Source organism: Dietzia sp. SL131, assembly GCF_026672565.1.
In the GTDB taxonomy this organism is placed as follows: Bacteria; Actinomycetota; Actinomycetes; order Mycobacteriales; family Mycobacteriaceae; genus Dietzia; species Dietzia kunjamensis.
Map to the genome: position 1 here is coordinate 3,552,219 of NZ_JAPPRI010000003.1, position 19,789 is coordinate 3,572,007.

The 19,789-nt window shown below is 71.8% G+C and carries 22 protein-coding genes; 9 read left to right on the forward strand and 13 right to left on the reverse strand.

The genetic code is table 11. The features are described from left to right. The first annotated feature begins 68 nt into the window (after positions 1-68). Positions 69-224, forward strand: coding sequence for a DUF6131 family protein (locus tag OVA21_RS17665; protein ID WP_096906278.1), 156 nt, complete (start codon positions 69-71; stop codon positions 222-224). Between the two features lie 105 nt (positions 225-329). Here the strand turns inward: OVA21_RS17665 and OVA21_RS17670 are convergent, their stop codons facing one another. After that, complete coding sequence (locus tag OVA21_RS17670; protein WP_096906277.1) at positions 330-818, reverse strand: BLUF domain-containing protein; 489 nt, start codon at positions 816-818, stop codon at positions 330-332. 83 nt (positions 819-901) lie between these two features. Then, the gene (locus tag OVA21_RS17675; protein WP_096906276.1) at positions 902-2,152 is read right to left on the reverse strand and encodes a molybdopterin molybdotransferase MoeA; all 1,251 of its coding nucleotides are present in this window, start codon (positions 2,150-2,152) and stop codon (positions 902-904) included. Positions 2,153-2,228: 76 nt separating this feature from the next. Between OVA21_RS17675 and OVA21_RS17680 the strand changes: the two genes are divergently transcribed. From OVA21_RS17680 to OVA21_RS17700, 5 genes are all read left to right on the forward strand, one after another. Then, on the forward strand, positions 2,229-3,641 hold the full coding sequence (locus OVA21_RS17680; RefSeq protein ID WP_235027783.1) for a uracil-xanthine permease family protein: 1,413 nt from the start codon (positions 2,229-2,231) through the stop codon (positions 3,639-3,641). Positions 3,642-3,712: 71 nt separating this feature from the next. Then, positions 3,713-4,768 carry a GTP 3',8-cyclase MoaA gene (gene moaA, locus OVA21_RS17685; RefSeq protein ID WP_069389177.1) on the forward strand — a complete coding sequence of 352 codons (1,056 nt, stop codon included), beginning with the start codon at positions 3,713-3,715 and terminating at the stop codon, positions 4,766-4,768. A gap of 31 nt (positions 4,769-4,799) precedes the next feature. Continuing rightward, complete coding sequence (locus OVA21_RS17690; protein WP_227022118.1) at positions 4,800-5,063, forward strand: MoaD/ThiS family protein; 264 nt, start codon at positions 4,800-4,802, stop codon at positions 5,061-5,063. A 3-nt stretch (positions 5,064-5,066) separates the two neighbouring features. Further along, complete coding sequence (locus OVA21_RS17695; RefSeq protein ID WP_096906275.1) at positions 5,067-5,876, forward strand: molybdate ABC transporter substrate-binding protein; 810 nt, start codon at positions 5,067-5,069, stop codon at positions 5,874-5,876. 133 nt (positions 5,877-6,009) lie between these two features. Further along, positions 6,010-6,924: a VOC family protein gene (locus tag OVA21_RS17700; RefSeq protein ID WP_096906274.1), complete on the forward strand. Its 915-nt coding sequence runs from the start codon at positions 6,010-6,012 to the stop codon at positions 6,922-6,924. On the opposite strand, the gene bluB is transcribed toward OVA21_RS17700, so the two are convergent. After that, the gene (gene bluB, locus OVA21_RS17705) at positions 6,896-7,552 is read right to left on the reverse strand and encodes a 5,6-dimethylbenzimidazole synthase (protein WP_096906273.1); all 657 of its coding nucleotides are present in this window, start codon (positions 7,550-7,552) and stop codon (positions 6,896-6,898) included. The two genes, OVA21_RS17700 and bluB, sit on opposite strands and share 29 nt — an antisense overlap. Before the next feature lie 88 nt (positions 7,553-7,640). On the opposite strand from bluB, the gene OVA21_RS17710 reads away from it, so the two are divergent. After that, positions 7,641-7,778, forward strand: coding sequence for a hypothetical protein (locus OVA21_RS17710; RefSeq protein ID WP_167457859.1), 138 nt, complete (start codon positions 7,641-7,643; stop codon positions 7,776-7,778). A 46-nt stretch (positions 7,779-7,824) separates the two neighbouring features. Here OVA21_RS17710 and OVA21_RS17715 read toward each other — a convergent pair whose 3' ends face one another. The 5 genes from OVA21_RS17715 to OVA21_RS17735 all read right to left on the reverse strand — a co-directional run bounded on the left by OVA21_RS17715 (position 7,825) and on the right by OVA21_RS17735 (position 11,960). Next, positions 7,825-8,880, reverse strand: coding sequence for a globin domain-containing protein (locus OVA21_RS17715; protein ID WP_268092977.1), 1,056 nt, complete (start codon positions 8,878-8,880; stop codon positions 7,825-7,827). Between the two features lie 98 nt (positions 8,881-8,978). Next, on the reverse strand, positions 8,979-9,443 hold the full coding sequence (locus tag OVA21_RS17720) for an RrF2 family transcriptional regulator (RefSeq protein WP_067715137.1): 465 nt from the start codon (positions 9,441-9,443) through the stop codon (positions 8,979-8,981). Between the two features lie 123 nt (positions 9,444-9,566). Then, positions 9,567-10,271 (reverse strand): molybdopterin-binding protein, encoded by a 705-nt coding sequence (locus tag OVA21_RS17725; RefSeq protein ID WP_268092978.1) that lies wholly within the window; start codon positions 10,269-10,271, stop codon positions 9,567-9,569. Continuing rightward, complete coding sequence (locus OVA21_RS17730; RefSeq protein ID WP_268092979.1) at positions 10,243-11,376, reverse strand: NTP transferase domain-containing protein; 1,134 nt, start codon at positions 11,374-11,376, stop codon at positions 10,243-10,245. Before OVA21_RS17730 ends, OVA21_RS17725 begins: the two co-directional genes overlap by 29 nt. Beyond that, complete coding sequence (locus tag OVA21_RS17735; RefSeq protein WP_172812124.1) at positions 11,373-11,960, reverse strand: TetR/AcrR family transcriptional regulator; 588 nt, start codon at positions 11,958-11,960, stop codon at positions 11,373-11,375. Before OVA21_RS17735 ends, OVA21_RS17730 begins: the two co-directional genes overlap by 4 nt. Before the next feature lie 85 nt (positions 11,961-12,045). Between OVA21_RS17735 and OVA21_RS17740 the strand changes: the two genes are divergently transcribed. Continuing rightward, positions 12,046-13,683 (forward strand): MFS transporter, encoded by a 1,638-nt coding sequence (locus tag OVA21_RS17740; protein WP_163375276.1) that lies wholly within the window; start codon positions 12,046-12,048, stop codon positions 13,681-13,683. On the opposite strand, the gene OVA21_RS17745 is transcribed toward OVA21_RS17740, so the two are convergent. The 5 genes from OVA21_RS17745 to cysK all read right to left on the reverse strand — a co-directional run bounded on the left by OVA21_RS17745 (position 13,661) and on the right by cysK (position 17,758). Next, complete coding sequence (locus OVA21_RS17745; protein ID WP_069390379.1) at positions 13,661-13,981, reverse strand: rhodanese-like domain-containing protein; 321 nt, start codon at positions 13,979-13,981, stop codon at positions 13,661-13,663. The genes OVA21_RS17740 and OVA21_RS17745 overlap by 23 nt on opposite strands. A gap of 49 nt (positions 13,982-14,030) precedes the next feature. After that, the gene (gene fdhD / locus OVA21_RS17750; protein WP_083249846.1) at positions 14,031-14,852 is read right to left on the reverse strand and encodes a formate dehydrogenase accessory sulfurtransferase FdhD; all 822 of its coding nucleotides are present in this window, start codon (positions 14,850-14,852) and stop codon (positions 14,031-14,033) included. Next, positions 14,800-16,122: a glycosyltransferase 87 family protein gene (locus tag OVA21_RS17755; RefSeq protein WP_163375278.1), complete on the reverse strand. Its 1,323-nt coding sequence runs from the start codon at positions 16,120-16,122 to the stop codon at positions 14,800-14,802. The genes fdhD and OVA21_RS17755 overlap by 53 nt, the downstream gene beginning before the upstream one ends. 92 nt (positions 16,123-16,214) lie before the next feature. Then, positions 16,215-16,823, reverse strand: a complete 609-nt coding sequence (gene epsC / locus OVA21_RS17760; protein ID WP_205475691.1) for a serine O-acetyltransferase EpsC — start codon at positions 16,821-16,823, stop codon at positions 16,215-16,217. Further along, entirely contained in the window at positions 16,823-17,758 is a 936-nt protein-coding gene (cysK, locus tag OVA21_RS17765; protein WP_163375280.1) for a cysteine synthase A, read from the reverse strand. Before cysK ends, epsC begins: the two co-directional genes overlap by 1 nt. A 174-nt stretch (positions 17,759-17,932) precedes the next feature. Here cysK and OVA21_RS17770 point away from each other — a divergent pair, with 174 nt between their 5' ends. Beyond that, complete coding sequence (locus OVA21_RS17770; RefSeq protein WP_069390383.1) at positions 17,933-19,741, forward strand: AMP-dependent synthetase/ligase; 1,809 nt, start codon at positions 17,933-17,935, stop codon at positions 19,739-19,741. Positions 19,742-19,789 lie beyond the last annotated feature (48 nt).

Here is a 19,789-nt window from a genome sequence, read left to right on the forward strand (position 1 = left end):
GTCGCGGACTCTGTGGGACGTGGGTACGCTCAGTCGTTCCCGAAAAATTACGGTGAAAGGACGAACAAATGATCATTCTTGGCGCGATTCTCTTGATCCTCGGATTCCTCTTGGACATCCCCATCCTCTGGACGATCGGTCTCGTGCTCATCGCGATCGGCGTCATCCTCGTCATCCTCGGTGCGGCAGGCCGCGCGGTCGGTGGACGTAAACACTGGTTCTGACACGCCGGGTCACATCTGACCCGGGGTGAGCACGAGCGTCCGGCGCACAGTCCGCTTGTAGCGGGTGCGTCGGACGCTCTTCATTTACACGTCTGCTGTGCCGGGTCAGGACGCGGCGGAGTGTTCCTTCGCCTTGAACCAGGTCGACACGTCGTCGGCCGCCCGTCGCACCGTGCCCCCGTCCGCACCGGCGGCGAGGTCGTTGAAACTGTCGCGCTCGTCGGGCAGGCCGGCTGGCTCGTGGGCCCCGGGCGTCCCGAATCCCATCCGCCAATCGGGGAAGCTGCGGTCGACGGTCGTCTCGGTGAGGATCACGCGGAGGTGGTGGTGCCGCTCATCGGCGATGATGTCGTCCAGGAGGGCATCGATCTCGGCCGGTGGGCCCTCGAGGAACTGGATGAAGCAGTCGTCCCGGAAGAGCAGGATGCCGGTGATCCCCACGCGACGATTGCGGTGCCTGGCAGTGCGCAGGATCGACTCGAAGTCCTCGGGCACCATCTGCCTGGTCGGCGTACTCGTGTACACGAGGTACTTGAGAAGGCCCTCGTCCGGCACCGCGGTCTGCTCCGCGGTCGGCTCGGCGTCGGAACGCATCGGGACCCCCGTTCTCGCCTGCGGCGAAGTACGACGTGCGCAGGCTGGTCAACGCACCTTCCCCCGGACTGTACGGCGTGCCCCTACAGCGGCAGGACGTCGACCTCGGCGCCGGACTCCAGTGAGGTGACGTCGGCGGGGATCTCGATCAACACGTCCGCCCGGGCCATCGAGGCCACGAGGTGCGAGCCGGGGCCCGAGACCGGATCGGCGGTGGGCCGGCCGTCGCCGTCCGCGGCCAGCGCCGCCCGCAGGTACTGCACCCGCCCGGCAGGCGAGGTGACGTCGCGGGACAGGCGGGCGCGGACGGGGCGGATCGGCGCGCGGCCGACGGCCTCGAGGATGACCGGCCGCAGGAGCACGACGAACGACACCATCGCGCTCACGGGGTTGCCCGGCAGGCACACCACGGGAGTGCCACGCCAGCTCGAGAGCCCCTGCGGGCCGCCGGGCTGCATGGCGATCGGGGCGAAACGGGCGCCCTCTCGGTCGGCGAGCACCTGGCGCACGACCTCGGCGTCGCCCATCGACACCGCGCCGACGGTCACCACGAGGTCGGCGTCGCCGGCGGCCTCGTCGAGAGTCGAGGTGAACGCCGCGCGGTCATCGCCGCTGATGAGCGTCGTGGTGACCTCGCAGCCGCAGGCCTTGAGCGCGGCGGCCAGGGTGATCGAGTTGGACTCCCAGATCTGGCCGGGCGCGAGCGGCCGCCCCGGCGCCACCAGCTCGGAACCGGTCGCCACCACCCCGACCCGAGGCCGCGGCCGCACGTCGAGTCCCGACTCCCCGAGCGAGGCCGCCGCCGCCAGGTGCCGCGCCTGTAGCCGCACCCCGGCGTCGATCACCACGTCGCCGGCCCGGACATCGTCCCCCGGGCGACGGATGAACTCGCCCCGCGACCGCGGCGCATGCACCAGGACGACAGTGGGGTCGGTCTCGCTCACGGTCGTGTCCTCGATGGGCACCACACAATCGGCACCCCGGGGGACGGGCGCTCCGGTCATGATCTTGCAGGCCTCGTCGTCGTCGACATCGGGTCCCGGCCCGTCACCGGCGTGCACCGCCCCGACCACCGTCAGCCGCGCCGGCGAGTCGGGTCCCGCCCCGGCCACGTCAGCGGAGCGCACCGCGTACCCGTCCATCTGCGAGTTGACGAACAGCGGCAGGTCGACCGACGCCCGCAACGCCGCCGAGAGCACCGAGTCCGCGCACGCCGCGAGCGGCAGGTGCGTACTGCGGGCGGCCCGCTCGAGGACCGGCTCCAGGTGCGCACGCAGGAGCTCGCGGTACTCGGCGGGGGACGGGCGGCTCGGCCTGTCGGGCAGGGAGGTCATGTCACCACCGTAACCGCGTTGTACTGTGCCTACGGTCCGCGCGAGTGCGGCCGGACGCAGCGAGAGTGGGGAAGAAGTGGGTCTCTGGTCGGTACACGGCGACGGCAAGAACATCAGACCCGGCGAGGTGGTCGCCCCCATGGAGCGGTTGAGCTGGCCGCGGACCATCGGGATCGGCGCCCAGCACGTGGTGTCGATGTTCGGCGCGACATTCGTCTTCCCCATCATCATGGGGCTCAACCCGCAGCTGGCGATCCTCTTCTCCGGCGTGTGCACCCTCCTGTTCCTCGCGGTGGTCAAGGGGCAGGTCCCCAGCTACCTCGGCACCTCGGTGGCATTCGTCGGCGCGGTCGCCGCCATCCGCGCGCAGGGCGGCACCAGCGCCGAGGTGACCGGCGCCATGCTCGTCGCCGGCGCGACGCTGCTGGTGGTGGGCCTGATCGTGCACGTCGTGGGCGGCCGCGTGGTCACCGCGATCCTGCCGCCGGTGGTGACCGGCGCCGTGGTGATGCTGCTCGGCTTCAACCTGGCGCCGGTGGTGGCGGAGACGTACTGGCCGCAGGACCAGTGGGTCGCACTGGCGGTGATGATCGTGCTGATCGGAATGACCGTGGGGCTCAAGGGCTTCGCCGGGCGGATCGCGATCTTCCTGTCCCTGGTCTTCGGCTACGTCCTGTCCTGGGTGCTCGACCTGGTCACCGGGCCCGAGAGCCCGCGCGTGGACTGGTCGGGAGTGTGGGACGCGCCGTGGATCGGGCTGCCGCCGATGACCGACGAGGCCGCCGGCGTGGTGGGTATCCACGCGCCCGACTTCTCGCTGGCGTTCGTACTGCTCGTGGTGCCGGGCGTCATCGCGCTCATCGCCGAGAACGCCGGGCACGTCAAGGCGATCGGCGAGATCACCCGCACCGAGACCGACGGCCTGATGGGCCGGGCCCTCGCCGCGGACGGCGCGGGAACCGTGCTGGCGACCTCGTTCGGTGGATCGGCGACGACGACGTACGCCGAGAACATCGGCGTGATGGCCGCGACCAAGGTGTACTCGACGGCCGCCTACGTGGTGGCCGCGCTGACCGCGATCGTGCTGGGGTGTTCCCCCAAGCTGGGGGCCGTGATCTCCGCGACCCCGGGCGGCGTGCTCGGCGGCATCACGGTGGTGCTCTACGGCATGATCGGCCTGCTCGGCGCCAAGATCTGGAAGGAGAACCGGGTCGACTTCGGCAACCCGCTCAACCTGGTGCCGGTGGCGGCGGGTGTGGTGATCGCGATCGGGGACACCACCCTGGTTATCACCGGCGACTTCCAGCTCGGTGGCATCGCGCTGGGCACCCTCGTGGTGGTCCTGGGCTACCACCTGGGGCGGGCGATCGCGCCGCAGCTGCGGGGCCAGGCCGAGCGCGACGAGATCCACGAGCTCACGCTCCTGGGTCCGAACCCGGACGTCCCCGCCCCGCCAGGGGCGCGCCGCGGACGGGGACACAGCGGATAGGTGACCGGACGGGGGTCGCACGCCGCCGGACGGTGCCCTCTACACTCGGAGTCACGCGACCGCGGAGGGAGGTGGGCGCCGTGACCGAACCGGACACCCGCAGCCCCTCCACGCGCCCCGCCACCCCGCTGCTCGTCGACTCCTTCGGCCGCGTCGCCCGCGACCTCCGCGTCTCGCTGACCGAGAAGTGCTCGCTGCGCTGCACGTACTGCATGCCCGAGGAAGGACTGCCGCCCATCCCGGACGCCGCGCGGATGACCGCTGACGAGGTGATCCGGCTGGTCGCCCTGGCGCACCGCGAGCTGGGCGTGCACGAGGTCCGCTTCACCGGGGGAGAACCCCTCATGCGGGCCGACCTCGAGCACATCATCGCCGGCACGCGGGCCGAGTGCCCCGACCTGCCGATCGCGATGACCTCCAACGGCGTGGGGCTCGAACACCGGGTCGGCGCGCTGGTCGAGGCCGGTCTGGACCGGATCAACATCTCCCTGGACACCGTCAACCGCCTCGAGTTCGCCCAACTCACCCGCAGGGACCGGCTGCCGTCCGTCCTGCGGGGAGTGCGGGCCGCGGTCGAGGCCGGCCTGGACCCGGTGAAGGTCAACGCGGTGCCCCTGCGGGCGACCCTGCACGGAGCGCCCGACCTGCTGGAATGGGCCCTGGCGGAGGGGGTGCAACTACGGTTCATCGAGGAGATGCCGCTCGACGCCGACAACACGTGGTCGCGCGCGGAGATGGTGACCGCGCAGGACGTGCTGGACTCCCTCGGCACCCGCTTCGACCTCGTTCCCGCCGGGCGCGAGGACCCGTCCGCGCCGGCCGAGATGTGGCGGGTCGCCGGACGCGCCGTGGGAGATGCTCCCGCAACGGTCGGGGTGATCGCGACCGTCACCCGCAACTTCTGCGCCGCCTGCGACCGGACCCGCCTCACCGCCGAGGGGACCGTGCGGTCGTGTCTGTTCAGCGACGACGAGACGGACGTCCTCGGGGTGCTGAGATCGGGCGCCCCGGACCACGAGGTCGCCGAGGTCTGGCGCGGCGCGATGTGGGGCAAGCAGGCAGGCCACGGCATCGGCGGCACCGCCTTCCACAGGCCGCGGCGGTCGATGGGCGCCATAGGTGGTTGACGTGTCAGTGCCGGAGGATAGGGTTGACGTCGTGAGCAGGACACCGAGAGTGATCACCGTGGGGTACTACGCGGCCGCCGAGGACGCCGCGGGTACCGCCCGCGAACGGCTGCACACACAGGCCACGACCGTCGGGGAGTTGGCGCGGGAGGTCTGCGAGCGACACGGTGAGCCGCTGGCCAGCATCGTGACCGTGTCGTCGTTCCTCGTGGGTGAGGAGACGACCCGTGACCCCCACGCCTCGATCGACGGTGTCTCCGAGGTGGACGTGCTGCCTCCCTTCGCCGGAGGCTGATCGGTGAACCGGGGCCGGGCTGTCAGCGCGTTCGCTCTCGCCCTGGCGTGCTCGGGAACCGTCGCGTGCGCCGAGCCGGAGCCCGACTCCCCCGTCATGACCCTCGGGGTCGCCGCCTCGCCGTCCCTGTCCGAGGCGTTCACCGAGATGATCGACGTCTTCGAGGACGAGCACCCCGGGGTCCGGGTGAGCCTGGAACTGGGCCGCTCCGACACGATCGCCGAGGGGATGCCCGCCCGCGACGACATCAACGTGTTCGCCTCCGCGGACGAGGGCTCCATGCGGTGGCTCGTCGATACGGGAGTGGCGGTCGATCCGGTGGTGTTCGCGCGCAACCACGTCGTCGTCGCGGTCCCGTCCGGAAACCCGCGCCAGGTCACCGGCCTCCGCGACCTGGAACGGCCCGACCTGCGGGTGGGGCTGTGCGAGCTGGACGTCCCCTGCGGTCGCGCGGCGGAGTCGCTGTTGGCCGTGGCGGGCGTGGCCACCCCGCCGGGGGTCCCCCGTGATCCGAGTTCGCGCGCGCTCGCGGCCCGCCTGGCGGACCATGAACTCGACGTGGGCATCGTCTACCGCACCGATGTCGCCGCGTCCCACGGTTGGGTGGCGCTGGCCGAGGTCGACCAGCGCGACAGGGAGCTGGCGCAGGACGCCGGCACGACGCGGTACACGGTGGCCAGGATCCCGGGTGCCGAGGACGGCCCCGACGCCGGGGCCGAGCGCGCGGCCGCGAGCGAGTTCCTCGACTTGGTGACGTCGGACCGCGGCCGTCGCGCCCTCGAGATCGCCGGGTTGGCCCCGCTGCCGCAGTAGGCGTCTGCGCGGTCGGGGGCGGCCGCGCTGCGCCGTGGGGGTGGGTGACGCATCACGGAATAGGCGGACGGGTGCACCGGTTGATATAGATGACACATCACGCAACCTCGACACCTCGAGCAAGGAGGGCACCATGCCCGTCTACGTCCAGAACCCCGATCCCCGCAGCCTGGCCGAGCGCCCGGCCGACGATCTGCTCGCGGCCGACACGCGCATGGGTGCGGTCGAACTCCTGGTCCGGGACCTGGACTCGATGATCGCGTTCTACGCCGACGGCGTGGCCCTGGACGTGCTCGAGCAGGCCGGCGAGACCGCCGTGCTCGGCCGGGCGGGTCGACCGATCGTGCGGATGCGCCGCATGCCCGAGCTGCCGCCGCGCAGGCAGGGGCAGGCCGGACTGTTCCACACCGCGGTGCTGTTCGACGACGAGCCGTCGCTGGCCGCGGCCGTCGCCTCGGTCGCCCGGCATGCGCCGAGATCCTTCACCGGCAGCGCCGATCACCTCTACAGTCAGGCGTTCTACTTCGACGACCCCGAGGGTAACGGCGTCGAGCTGTACACCGACAGGCCCCGCGACACCTGGGCCACCGAGCCCCACGGGTTGCTGAAGGTGGCCACCAACCCGCTGGACCCCAACGCCTTCCTGCGCACGCACCTCACCCCGCCGGTCGCGGGTTCGTCGATCGGGGCGTCCGCGGCACTGGGACACGTCCACCTCCAGGTCGGCGACATCGGGACGGCCCGCGACTTCTACGTCGACGCCCTCGGCTTCGAGGTGATGAGCGACGTCGGCTCCGCACTGTTCATCGCCGCCGGCGGGTACCACCATCACATCGCGGTCAACACCTGGGGCACGGCCGGCGCCGGCCCGCGCGCGGCGGCCCTGGGCCTGGGCCGGGTGAACATCGAGCTGCCCACCGAGGACGATGTCGACGCACTCCGGAAGCGACTGGCCGACCACCGGATCGAGACACGTCACGACGGTGCGGTCCTGCGGTTCGACGACCCGTGGGGGACCCTCATCGAGGTCGGGGTCGAGCAGGACTGACCCCGGCTCCGCGGCGAGGTCGGACCCAGTCGACGGACAGGGGGGAACGCCGTCCCCACCCGACGGTCTGTAACAGTGGTTCGTCCAGCTCCAGGGCAGGGTGCCCGAGGCACAGGTAGGCCAGAGGGCGTGCGCCCGTCGGAAGCCGCACGCTGTCGGAGAGATGGTCGGGTTCCACGAGACTCACCCATCCCATACCGAGGCCTTCCGCCGTCACCGCCAGCCACAACAGGGTGATCGCGGCGACCACGCTGTACTCGGTGGCGGCAGGGACGCTGGTCGTCCCGAGGGTCGGACCCGGCGGCGGCACATGGCTGACCACCAGGCCCACGGGCGCCTGGAGGATGCCCTCCAGGCGGAGCGAGTCGTAGAGTTCGCGGCGTTCGCCGCCGAACCGTTCGGCCTCGGCGGCGCGGACCGCGCGGAAGCCGGCGTGGATGGACTCCCGTACGGCCCGGTCCTCGACCACCGTGACGTGCCACGGTTGGCTCAGTCCGACACTCGGCGCGACGGCGAAGACCTCGAGCAGTCGCTCGATGGTCTCCCGCGCGACCGGTGTCGGGTGGAAGTGGCGATGGTCGCGGCGGGCCGACAGGATGCGCCACAGGGCGTCGCCGTCACTTCTCATATCCGTACTCCTCGGACTCCACTCTCGGCCGGTCGCGGTAGGGGCCCACCGACTCTAGACTGGCGCCCCCCGGAGATGGAGGTGCACGATGGCATTCCTACGCAATGCACTGAGGAGCGGGATCGCGCTCAAGGCCGTACAGGTGGTCAAGCGCGAGGCCTCGAAGCCCGAGAACCAGCGCAAGGCCCGCGAGTTCGCGGAGAAGATGCGCAACCGCCGGCGCTGATCGCCGTGGGCCCGGCCGGAGCTGATCCGGGCCCACGCCGGCGGGACTACACCAGCCAGTCGTTCGGCGCGAACAGCTCCGCGTGGAGCCGCTCGGCGGGCACGCCGGCCTCGAGGAACCGCGGGCGCAGTGACTGGAGGAAGCCGGTCGACCCGCAGAGGAAGACGTGCGCCCCCTCGGGGAGCTCGACCGCCGCCAGGTCCATGAATCCCGGGTGGACCGCGCCCGGTCCGGCGACGGTGTCCGCCCCCTGCTCGTACCAGGTGTGCACCTCGGCGTCGGCGAGCAGCGAGGACTCGCCCGCGACCTCCTCGGCGTGGGCGTGCAGCCAGCCCGAGACCTCGCCGGCGGGGCAGCCGAGCCCGCCCCGGACCTCGGCGTCGACCCGGCGGACACCGATGCGCCACGTGCCCTCGCCCGGTGCCGTCGACAGGGAGTACTGACGCAGCTGGCGCGCGCCGTCGGGGAGGACCACGCCGACGGAGGTGTACTGGCCCGGACGGAAGTCGGGCAGCGGCTCGCCGTCCGGACCACCGAGGGTGATCACGGTGACCGAGTCCGTCACGTCCTCCCGGGAGATCACGGTGGCGGTGCGGAAGACGTCCCCCGGTTCCACCTGCGCCTCGGCGTAGAGGGCCTTCTCGAAGTCCACCAGGACGGCGGCCATGATCCAGTAGACCTCGTCCCACGCCGCCGCGACCTCCGGGGTGATCGCCTCGCCCAGGACCTCCACGATCGCGCCGAAGAGGTAGTCGTGGACCACCTGGTATTGGTCGGGGGTGATGCCGAGGCTCGCGTGCTTGTGCCCGATCCGGGAGAGCATGTCGACCGGGCTGCGGCCGTCCACCAGCAGGGAGGCGAACGTCGCGATCGACGCCGCGAGCGCGCGCTGCTGGGCGCCCAGCTTCTGGTTGCCGCGGTTGAAGGTGTCGCGGAGGAGTTCGGGATTGTCGGCGAACATCGTCCGGTAGAAGACGGGCGTGATCTCGTCGATGTGGGCGCCGATGACCGGCAGGGTCGCGCGGACGACGGCGGCGTGCTCCTCGGACAGCTCGCGGGGGTGCGCGAGGATCGACTCCAGGGTGGTGAGCGACGTGGTCATGGGGGATCTCCTTCTCGGGGCGTGACGGGGTGGCCCGGGCACCGTGGGGGCCGGACTGCGGGGTGGGGGTGATGCGGGGTGGGGGGTGATGCGGGTGGTCAGGACCCCGGGCCGGGGTCCGGCCGTGGGGCGGTGGCGAGGCTGAGGGACACCTGCCGGGTGGGTGCCCGGACGATGCCCTCGACGGTGAGGGGGTCGAGGGCGGTGAAGAACGCCTCGCGAGCGTCGACGAGGGCTCGTCGCAGACCGCAGTTGCCCGCGAGCGGGCAGGGCGTCGGACCCTCGCACTGGACGACCTCGCCGGGGCCCTCCAGTTCGCGCAGCAATGACCCGACCGACTCGTGTCGGCCCGCCTCGGTGATGACGAGCCCCCCGCCCCGGCCGCGCCGGGACTCGGCGAGGCCCAGGTCGACGAGCCGGGAGACGATCTTGGCCACGTGGGAGGTCGAGGCGTTCACCGACTCCGCGATCGCCGCGGCGGTCATGCGGTCGCCGCGCTCATCGGCGACGGCGAGGCGCATGAGAGCGCGGAGCGCGAGATCGGAGGACCGGGACAGCTGCACAACGCCGAGCGTGCCATATTGCGAGCTGGTCGGGCGCATTTGATGCCGGTGATCTCAAATACCTTCTGAACTGGTCATTTGGGGCCGCCCTCCGACCTGCGGGAACGCCCCGCCGCGGGCCGGTCAGATCCAGTCGATGATCTCCACGAGGTCGTCGGCCCCGGCGTCGGCGTCGGGGCCCCCGCCCTCGGGCACCACGGCCAGGGCGGGCGCGCCCGCCAGATCCGCCAGGTGCGCGGTGCGCACGCGGTCGGCAAGGTGCCAGCCGCCGGCGCCGTCCGGTCGGGCGGGCAGGATCCGCGAGCGGCCCGGGGTGGCCAGGTCGGCCAGTCCGTGGACGCGCCTCGAAACGGGTGTGCGCTGGCGGCCGGTGAGGGCGTCGACCAGCGCCCGGCCCGTGGTCGCCGCCGCGGACACCGCCGCCAGCGGGTTGCCGGGCAGCCCCAGCAGGATGCGCCCGTCGGCGAGGACGGCCACGAGTTGCGACCCTCCCGGGCGGACACGGACCCCGTCGAGGACGATCCGCGCGCCCGTGCGCGCCAGGGCCGGGCGGAGGAGATCGGCCACCCCGCGGCCGGTGGCCCCCACCAGCACCACCACGTCGCCGGTCGTCGCGTCGACGGAGCCGGAGCCGGCGTCGAGCAGCGCGTCGAGCGCGTCCGGGGTGTCCGCGCAGTGCCCGGGCGGGCCGACGCCGACGAACCCCGCCCGCGCCAGGACCCCGCCGAGCAGCGGGCCGACCGTGTCGCGGATCCGACCCGGCGGCAGCGGCGACGGCGTGTCGGCGGGCAGGACCTCGTCACCGGTGGTGACCAGCGTCGCGCGCACCGGCCCCCGGACCGGGACCCCCGTCACCCCCGCGGACAGGGCCGCGGACGCCAGTGCGGCGTCGAGCTCGACGCCCGCCGGGGCCAGTTCGTGACCGACCGGCCAGTCCTCGCCGACGGGGCGGAGGTCGTTCACCCCGTCGCCCCCGGCAGGGCGGCGACCACCGGGGGCCGGAGGGGGCCGGGGTCACCGTCACCAGTTCGTGCCGCAGTACGCGGTCGCAGTCGGCGGGGGCGAGGGCGCCGGTCGCGATGGGCACCGCGGTGCCGTGGGTCAGCCTCGCCGACGAACCGTCCCCGGCGCGGCGGGCGGTACCGGACAGTCGCCACGGGCCGGGCCCGGCCAGCGCGTAACCGTCCATCGCCGACACCGGCCCCCGCGGCATCGGGTCCTCGGCGACCAGCGGTGAGGTGAGTACCGCGCCGACGGCTGCCAGGGGCGGGCGCACGTCCGCCGGCAGCGGGGTCAGCCCGGCGCGCAGGACGGCCCCCACGTGTGGGAGCGCGACCGGTCCGTGTCCGGCCAGGTCGGCCCACGTGTCCACGTCGCGTGCGGGGTCGCCGACGGGGACGCGGACGACCTCCTCGTCGTCGTACAGGGCCCGTACCGGTCGCCCGCTCACGCCGCCGGAGGCCTCCAGGGCGGCCAGGCGCGCGGCGAGGGCGCGGCGGTCCCACACGGCGAGGAGATACTGGTCGTGCCCGGCGACGTCGACGGCGAGTGCCGCGCCGGGGGCGTGGGTGGTGGCGGCGGGCCGGAGCGCGGCGAGGAGGGCGCGGAGGGTGGCGGCGTCGAGGTCCGGCAGGTCACAGGCGACGACGACGACGAGGTCGACCGACGGCGGGAGCGCCCGCAGTCCCGCGGCGATCCCGGCGACGGGTCCCGAGTGGGGCGGATCCTCGCGGGTGTCGCCCCCGGGGCCCACGGTGCGGACGGGGCCCGCCACCGCCCGGGCGGCGCCGAGCACCGCCTCGACCATCGGCCGACCCGCCACCGCCAGTCGCGCCTTGTCGACCCCGCCGAGGCGACTCGCGCGACCCCCGGTGAGGACGATCGCGCCGTCGGCGACCGCGGTAGCACTGTCCGAGGTGCCGCCGTCCGTCATCCGGCGTCCTCGGCCAGGCGGCCGCGGAGGAAGTCGTCGACGAGTCGCTCCACGTCCTGATCGGTGTACGGGCGCAGGCCGATCATCCGGGCCAGGACGACGGGGCCGGCCAGCTGCGCCACGGCCAGATCGCGGTCGCCGGGGATGAGGGCTCCGGATTCCTCCGCATCGGAGAGGACGGCGTGCAGAGGCTCGGTATAGGACTCGACCACGCTGCGGCGGAGCCTGCCCACCTCGTCGTCGTCACCGGCGTCGCGGCCCATCGCCAGCCACCCCAACATCGACTGCTGGAGCGGCGCGTCCTGGATGAGCTGCGTCATCGAGGCGGCCAGGTGCACGAGCTGCTCCCGGACGGGCAGGTCGGCCGGGGGGCGTGTCGGGGTGGGCAGCAGTCGCCGGAACGCCGCGGCGATGAGCGAGTCCGTCGACGGGAAGTTGCGGTACAGGGTGGTGCGGGCGACCCCCGACAGCCGGGTCACCGCGTCGACGGTCACGGCCGCCGCGCCGCCGGACAGCAACAGCGACGCCGCCGCGTCGAGCAACTTGCCCTGCGAGCGGGCGCGCCGCGGATCCGGGGTCGACATGGCCTCCATTGTGGCCTGTCCGGTGCGCTAGGGTGGGCGCACCATGCGATACCGACGGTATCGTTTCCGTGGAGCGGAGGCAGATATGTTGGAGATGAGTGCGGGTCGGCGGCGGTGGCTGCTGGTCGTCAACCTCGTGGCCGTGTCCCTGGTGGTGGCCACGATGTCCGCCCTGTACACGTCCCTGCCGGACATCGCCGTGGACATCGGTGCCACCCAGGCCGAGCTGACGTGGATCGTCGACTCCTACACGCTGGCACTGGCGGCGCTCGTCCTCACCGCCGGTGCGCTGGGGGACCGCTTCGGCCGCCGGGCCACGCTCATCGTGGGCCTGGCGCTGTTCACCGTCTCCTCGGCGCTGCCCCTGTGGTTGGACTCGCCGCTGTGGGTGATCATGCTCCGTGCGGTGGCCGGTGTCGGCGCCGCCTTCGTCATGCCCTCCACGTTGTCCCTGCTCACGGCAAGCTTCCCGCCGGATCGCCGGGGTGCGGCCGTGGGCATGTGGGCCGGCTTCGCCGGGGTCGGCGGCATCATCGGCCTGCTCGGATCCGGGCTCATGCTCAAGGTGTGGACCTGGAAGGCGATCTTCGGCGTGTACGCCGTCATCGGCCTGGTCGTCCTGGTCGCCGCCTTCACCATCGGCGAGTCCGTGGCCTCCCGCGTCGGCAGGCCGGACGTCTTCGGGGCGGTCTTCTCCGCCCTCGCGGTGGGCGGGGTGGTCTTCGGACTCATCGAGGGCGCGCACACCAGCTACTCCGAGCCGCTGGTGATCGTGGCGCTCCTCGTTGCGGCGGTGAGCGTCGTGGCCTTCGTCCTGGTCGAGCTGTGCGTCGCGGACCCCCTGCTCGACGTGCGTTACTTCCGCCGACGCGGGTTCACCACCGGCTCGGTGTCGGTGGCGCTGCAGTTCCTCACCATCTTCGGGTTCTTCCTGCTCATCGTGCAGTTCCTCCAGCTGGTCAAGGACTACGACGCCCTGTCCGCCTCGCTGGCCCTGGCTCCGATGGTCGTGCCGGTCATGGTCTTCTCGCTGCTGTCCCCGCGCATCACCGCGGCCGTGGGGCTGCGGGCGGTGTCCGTGGTGGGCGTGGGGGCCATCGCGGCCGGGATGGTCTTCCTCTCCCGGCTGTCCGTGGACTCCGGGTACTGGGACATCCTCTGGCCCATGCTCGTCTCGAGTATCGGGCTCGGGCTGTCGACGGCACCGGCGACGTCGGCGATCGTCTCGGACGTCCCGTCCGACGAGCAGGGCGTGGCCGCCGCCGTCAACGACGCGATGCGTGAGGTCGGCGCCGCGATCGGCATCGCGCTGTCGGGCAGCATCCTGGCCGGGCGCTACGCCGCGGGGATCGTCGACGTCCTGCCCGGCGTCCCCGAGGCCGGCCGGCAGGCGGTCGAAAGTTCCTTCGCCGGCGCCCGCGAATTCGGCGCCGCGGCCGGGCCGGCGGGGCAGGCCGTCGTCGACGCGGCCGTCGGGATCTTCGCGGACGGCATCTCGTCGGCGCTCCTCACCCTGGGGATGGTGGCCGCGGGCGCGGCGGTCCTGCTGTTGTTCGTCGCGCCCGGTCGCGGGTACGTCGCCCTCGGGGACACCGACACCGACACTGACGCCCCCGGCGACCCCGACCCCGGCGCCGATCCCGCCCCGGTCGGCGCGGCCGGTGGAACGAGTGGCTACCCGGTGGCCGGATCGCAGGGGGTCACGACGCGTCCGGACCGGTGACCACGGGTCGTCCGCTCGCGGCCCAGGCCCTGGTCCCTCCGTCGACGCTGACGGCCGGAATGCCCCGGGCCTCCAGCGCCCGGCAGGCGGACTTGCTGCGATTGCCGGACGCGCAGATCACGAAGACGGTGGTCCCCTCGGGCGCGACATCCGGGGCGGAAGCGACGTCGCCCAGGGGGATCAGGCGCGCGCCGGGGACGTGGCCCGCGATGTACTCGTGGGGCTCGCGGACATCGATGAGCGGGGCGCCCTCCTGGTGGTGGGAGGCGAAGGTGTCTATGTCAGTCGTGGAAACCATGCCTGAAAGATACGCTGGGGGGTATCTAGTTCGCCAGGGTTGGGGTGAGTCAATCGCGGATGCGTTCGGGGTGGGTGTAGATGGTGGCGCGGTCGACCCGGCTGAAGGCGGCCAGGGTCACGCCGGTTCCCGCGGCGAGGTCCACCGCCAGCGATGACGGCGCGCTCACCGCGGACAGGAGCGAGATCCCCGCCATCGACGCCTTCTGCACGAGCTCGAACGAGGCCCGGCCGGAGACCTGCAGGATGGCCCCGCGCAGCGGCAATCGCCCCTCGCGCAACGCCCAGCCGACCACCTTGTCCACCGCGTTGTGTCGCCCCACGTCCTCACGCAGGCACAGCAGTTCGCCGGTGGGGGAGAACAGCCCCGCCGCGTGGACGCCCCCCGTCTTGTCGAAGACCCGCTGGTGCTCGCGGAGCCGGTCGGGCAGGGACAGCAGGACCGCGGGATCGATGAGCGGCTCCGCCGGCTCGGCCGGGAAGTGGGTCGAGCGCCGGACCTCGTCGATCGAGTCAACGCCGCACACGCCGCAGGCGCTGCTCATGGTGGACGCCCGCGCGGAGCGGGGCTCCGGGATGTCCGGTGACAGGGTCACGGTGAGGGTGTTGTAGTCCTGTTCCGTCCGGCCACTGACGGTGGTGCAGTAGCAGATCTCGGGCAGGTGCTCGCGGTTCCAGACGGCGCCCTCGGAGACCAGGTGGCCCGCCGCCAGGTCCATGTCGTCGCCCGGCGTCCGCATGGTCACGACGAACGGCTGGCCGCCGACCCTGATCTCGAGTGGTTCCTCGACGGCGAGCGTCGCCACCTCTCGCCTGACGTCACCCGCGGCGAGAATCCTGCGCGCCGGGTGACGAGTCGTCCGCCGTCCCATAGTCGCGCAGCCTAGCGCCGTCCGGGCCGGCGCGTAGGAGCAGGAGGGCGGCGAGCCCCACCGCGGCCAACCAGGTCAGCGGGTAGGCGTTGGTGATCACGGTGTAGATGACCGGCGGGATGTCGCCGCCGAGCATGAACAGGCCCATCGCCACCCAGCGGTCGTCCGGGAAGTTCGGGTCGGGGAAGCTCTGCACCCAGTTCGCGGTGGCCGCCCAGAGCAGCGCCGGCAGCAGCCAGAGATACCAGCGCCGGGCGGCGATCGCGTAGTGCACGGTCAGCACGAGTAGCGGGACAAACCACACCCAGTGGTGGCCCCAGGAGAACGGCGAGACCATGGTCATCGTCAGTCCGGCCAACGTCAGGGCGAGGAGCTGGTGCCCGGCGCGATGGGCCAGCGCGGCGACGCCCAGGCCGACGGCCGCCACCACCGCGGCCCCGAGCAGCCACGCCCAGGTGGGCGCCATCTCCGTGCCGGCGAGACGGGCCATGGCACCCCGCAGGGACTGGTTGGCCAACATGGCGTCGTGCCCGATCCGCTGGGATTCGAACAGGGTCCCCGACCAGTAGTCCGCGGCGTCGCGGGGGATCAGCACGAAGCCGAGGGCGACGGTGCCTGCGAACGCCGCCCCGGAGACGACCGCCATGCGCCAGCGTCCGGTGAGGACCCAGTGCGCCCAGAAGAACGCCGGGGTGAGTTTGATGCCCGCGGCCAGACCCGAACCGATCCCCGCCCACCGGCGGCCCGACCTCCAGGCGAGGTGATCGGCCAGCACCGCCACCAGCAGCACGATGTTGATCTGGCCCAACCACGCGGTGGTCCGCACCGGCTCGGTGGACAGGGCGATCAGCGCGAGACTCAGCGAGACCTGGGCGGTGACCCGGTCCGGGCGGTAGTCCAGTGCGCGCAGGCACATCCGGACCGCGAGGTAGAGCAGAGCGAGGGTCAGCGCGAGCCACGCCGCCTCCATGAGCCGCGGGGTCACCAGGTCCAGAGGGGTGAACAGCAGTGCGGAGAACGGCGGGTAGGTGAACGGCATCTCCGGGTAGAAGCGCCCGGAGTCGTCACCCGTCAGCAGTCCGTCGTACAACGGGATCGAGTTCAGGACGGCGCTGCCGCCCCAGCGGTAGACGTTGACGTCGAGGAAGTTCCCGGTGATGCCCCACCACGGGGTCCGCTCGTCGGGCGCCCGCAGGACCATGACGACCGAGGCGAGGGCCAGCAGCGCCAGCGGGGCGCGCAGCCAGTAGGTGGTGGGAAGCGTCCGCACAGCCGGAGAGCCTAGTCCGTCAACGAGAAGACCGTTCCGCACGCCGTCACTCGGGCGATGCGTGCGGAACGGTCTTCTCGATGGGATCCGCCTCAGATGTAGATGGCCGGATCGATGTAGAACTGCGCGTCGCGCAGTTCCTCCTTGGTGGACCTGGCAGGCCGTGCCTCGCCCGGGATGCCCACGACGATCGAGTCGGCGGGGGCGCTCTTGACGACGACGGCGTTGGCGCCGACCGAGGAGTCGTCGCCGATCTCGACGGGACCCAGGATCTTCGCGCCGGCGCCCACGGTCACACGGTCGCCGAGCGTGGGATGACGCTTGGTCTGCTTAAGCGAGACCCCGCCCAGGGTGACGCTGTGGTAGAGCATGCAGTCGTCGCCGATCTCCGCTGTCTCACCGATGACGACGCCCATCCCGTGGTCGATGAAGAACCGTCGGCCGATGGTGGCGCCGGGATGGATCTCGATCCCCGTGAGGAACCGTGAGAACTGGGACAGGACGCGCCCGGCGGTCCGACCGAACCCCCCCGCGTTCCAGAGTCGGTGGGACAGGCGGTGGATCCAGATCGCATGCAGGCCGGAGTAGACGACGGCGTTCTCGACGTCACCGCGGGCGGCCGGGTCGTGGGCGCGCGCCGCGGCGAGGTCCTCGCGCAGGGTGCGCCAGAACCCCACCGGGCGGTCGGAGATTCCCGACATCAGTCGCGGTAGTCCTCGAACAGCATCGTGGAGACGTAGCGCTCGCCGTAGTCGCACACGATGACGACGATGGTCTTGCCCGCGTTCTCGGGACGCTTCGCGAGCTCGAGCGCGGCCCACACGTTGGCACCGGACGAGATACCGGCGAGGATGCCCTCCTCCTTGCCGAGACGCTTGGCGATCTCCAGCGAATCCTCGAGGGTTACATCGACGACCTCGTCGTAGATCTCACGGTTCAGGATCTCGGGCACGAAGTTGGCGCCCAGGCCCTGGATCTTGTGCGGACCGGCCTTGCCCTCGGTCAGCAGCGGGGAGTCCTTGGGCTCCACGGCCACGATCTGGATGTCGGACTTCTGCTCGCGCAGGTAGCCGCCGGCGCCGGAGATGGTGCCACCGGTGCCGATGCCGGCCACGAAGACGTCGACCTCCCCGGCCGTGTCCTCCCAGACCTCCGGGCCGGTGGTGCGGCGATGGACGTCCGGGTTCGCGGGGTTGGCGAACTGCCGGGCCAGGACCGCGTTCTCGCGGGTCGCCGCGACCTCCTCGGCCTTGGCGACCGCGCCCTTCATCCCCTCGGAGCCGGGGGTGAGGATGAGCTCGGCGCCGTAGGCGCGCATGACGGCACGGCGCTCGACCGACATGGTGTCGGGCATGACGATCACGGCCTTGAATCCACGGGCCGCGGCGACCATGGACAGCGCGATACCGGTGTTGCCCGAGGTGCCCTCGACGATGGTGCCACCCGGCTTGAGGCCGCCCGACGCCACCGCGTCGTCGATGATGGCGGCGCCGATGCGGTCCTTGACGCTGGCGGCCGGGTTCGCGGACTCGAGCTTGGCCAGGACGGTGGCCTGCAGTCCCTCGGTCAGGGAGTTGAGGCGGACCAGCGGGGTCTTGCCGATGGTCTCGCTGATGTCGGAGTAGATCTGCGCCATGTGGGGGTTCCGTTCTGAAGAATGAACAGGTCTGTCTATCCGTGAGTGTACGTGATGGGACGACAGGGCACGAGGGTGTGGCCAGGGAATGGTCCCCTGATTGCCACGAGCGCCCGGCGGGCCGATAATCGACTGCGCTCCATTTTCATCGTCGCCCGAAAGGCCGCCTCCGGCATGCGCGAGATCACCGTCCCCGCCCAGCGAAACTTCATACGTTCCGACCTGATCCCGGTGGTGGCGCGAGGGCGCGCCGCCACGGCGCCGCGGGCGGTCCCGTTCGACCATCACGTCGACGGCCGGTGGCGATCCGTCTCCAACGCCGAACTCGTCGAGCGCGTGGACAGGATCGCGGCCGGACTCATCGCGGCCGGCGTCGAGCCCGGGGACAGGGTGGCGCTCATGGCCGGAACCCGCCTCGAATGGGTGCTGGTCGATCTCGCCGTCTGGACCGCCGGAGCCATCACCGTGCCGATCTACCCGTCATCCTCGGCGGGGCAACTCGAATGGATTCTCGCCGACTCCGCGGCGAAGGTTCTCGTGGCCGAGAACGATGAACACGTCGTCGTCGTCGGAGACACGACCGTCCCCGACACCTGCACCCGGATCCTCTACCTCGACGACGGCGGGCTCGAGGCCCTCGAGGCCGACGGCGAGTCCGTCGAGGCCGAGACCCTGGACGCCGCGGTGGCCACTCTCGAGCTCGACACCCCCGCCTCGATCATCTACACCTCCGGCACCACCGGACGGCCCAAAGGTTGCGTGATCACCCACCGCAACCTCCTGTCGGAGTGTCACGCGCTGCTCGACCACCCCATCGGGTCGATGGCGCAGCAGGGCAAGAAGGTCCTGATGTTCCTGCCACTGGCCCACGTGCTCGCCCGCGCCGTGACCTACACGGTCTACCTCGGTGACGCGACCGTCGGCTTCTGGGACGACACCTCCACCATCCTCCCGCGCTTCGCCGATTTCCGGCCGCACATGATTCTCGGGGTCCCCCGCGTCTTCGAGAAGGTGCGCGACGGGATCGCCACGAAGGCCGCCGCCAAGGGCGCGGTGCAGAGGGGGATCTTCGAGCGCGCCGAAGCGGTCGCCATCGAGGACAGCCGTCTGCGCGGCAACGACGGACTGGACGACGCGCGCCGGCCCTCGCTCCTGCACGCCGCCCGGTACAAGGCGCTCGACCTGCTCGTCTACAAGGCCATCCGCGAGGCGCTCGGCGGCCGGTGCGAGTACGCCATCTCCGGCGGCGGCGCCCTGCCCGACCGCATCTCGCACTTCTTCCGCGGAGTCGGCGTGCCCGTCTACGAGGGCTACGGGCTCACCGAGAGCACCGCCGCCGCCACCGTGAACGGTCCCGGCTGCCAGCGCATCGGCACCGTCGGGCGACCCGTGGCCGGGACGAGCGTCCGGATCGCCGACAGCGGTGAGGTGGAACTGGCCGGCGAGCTGATCTTCGACCGCTACTGGAACAACGAGGAGGCCACCGCCGAGGCCGTCCGCGACGGCTGGTTCGCCACCGGTGACCTCGGTTCGCTCGACGCGGACGGATACCTGACGATCACCGGTCGCGCCAAGGAGATCATCGTCACCGCCGGCGGCAAGAACGTCTCGCCGGGGCAGATCGAGGACGCGATCCGGGCGCATCGACTCGTCGGCCACGCGGTCCTCATCGGTGAGGCCCGTAAGTTCGTCTCCGCGCTGATCACGGTGGATGAGGTCGAGCTCGAGAACTGGGCGGCGGAGAACGATCGCAGCGGCCGGCCGGTCGAGGACCTGGTCACCGACCCCGCGCTGCGCGCCGAGATCCAGGCCGCCGTGGACGATGCCAATCGGCAGGTCTCACACGCCGAGGGCGTCAAGAAGTTCGTCGTACTGCCCCGCGACTTCACTGAGGACTCGGGCGAGTTGACGGCGACCCTCAAGGTCAAGCGGCACGTGGTCGAGCAGCACTACGCCGAGCAGATCGAGGGCATGTACGTCTGATCGGGCGGATGTGGGAGCGCCCGGAACCCGTCCGGGCCCGGGCGCTCC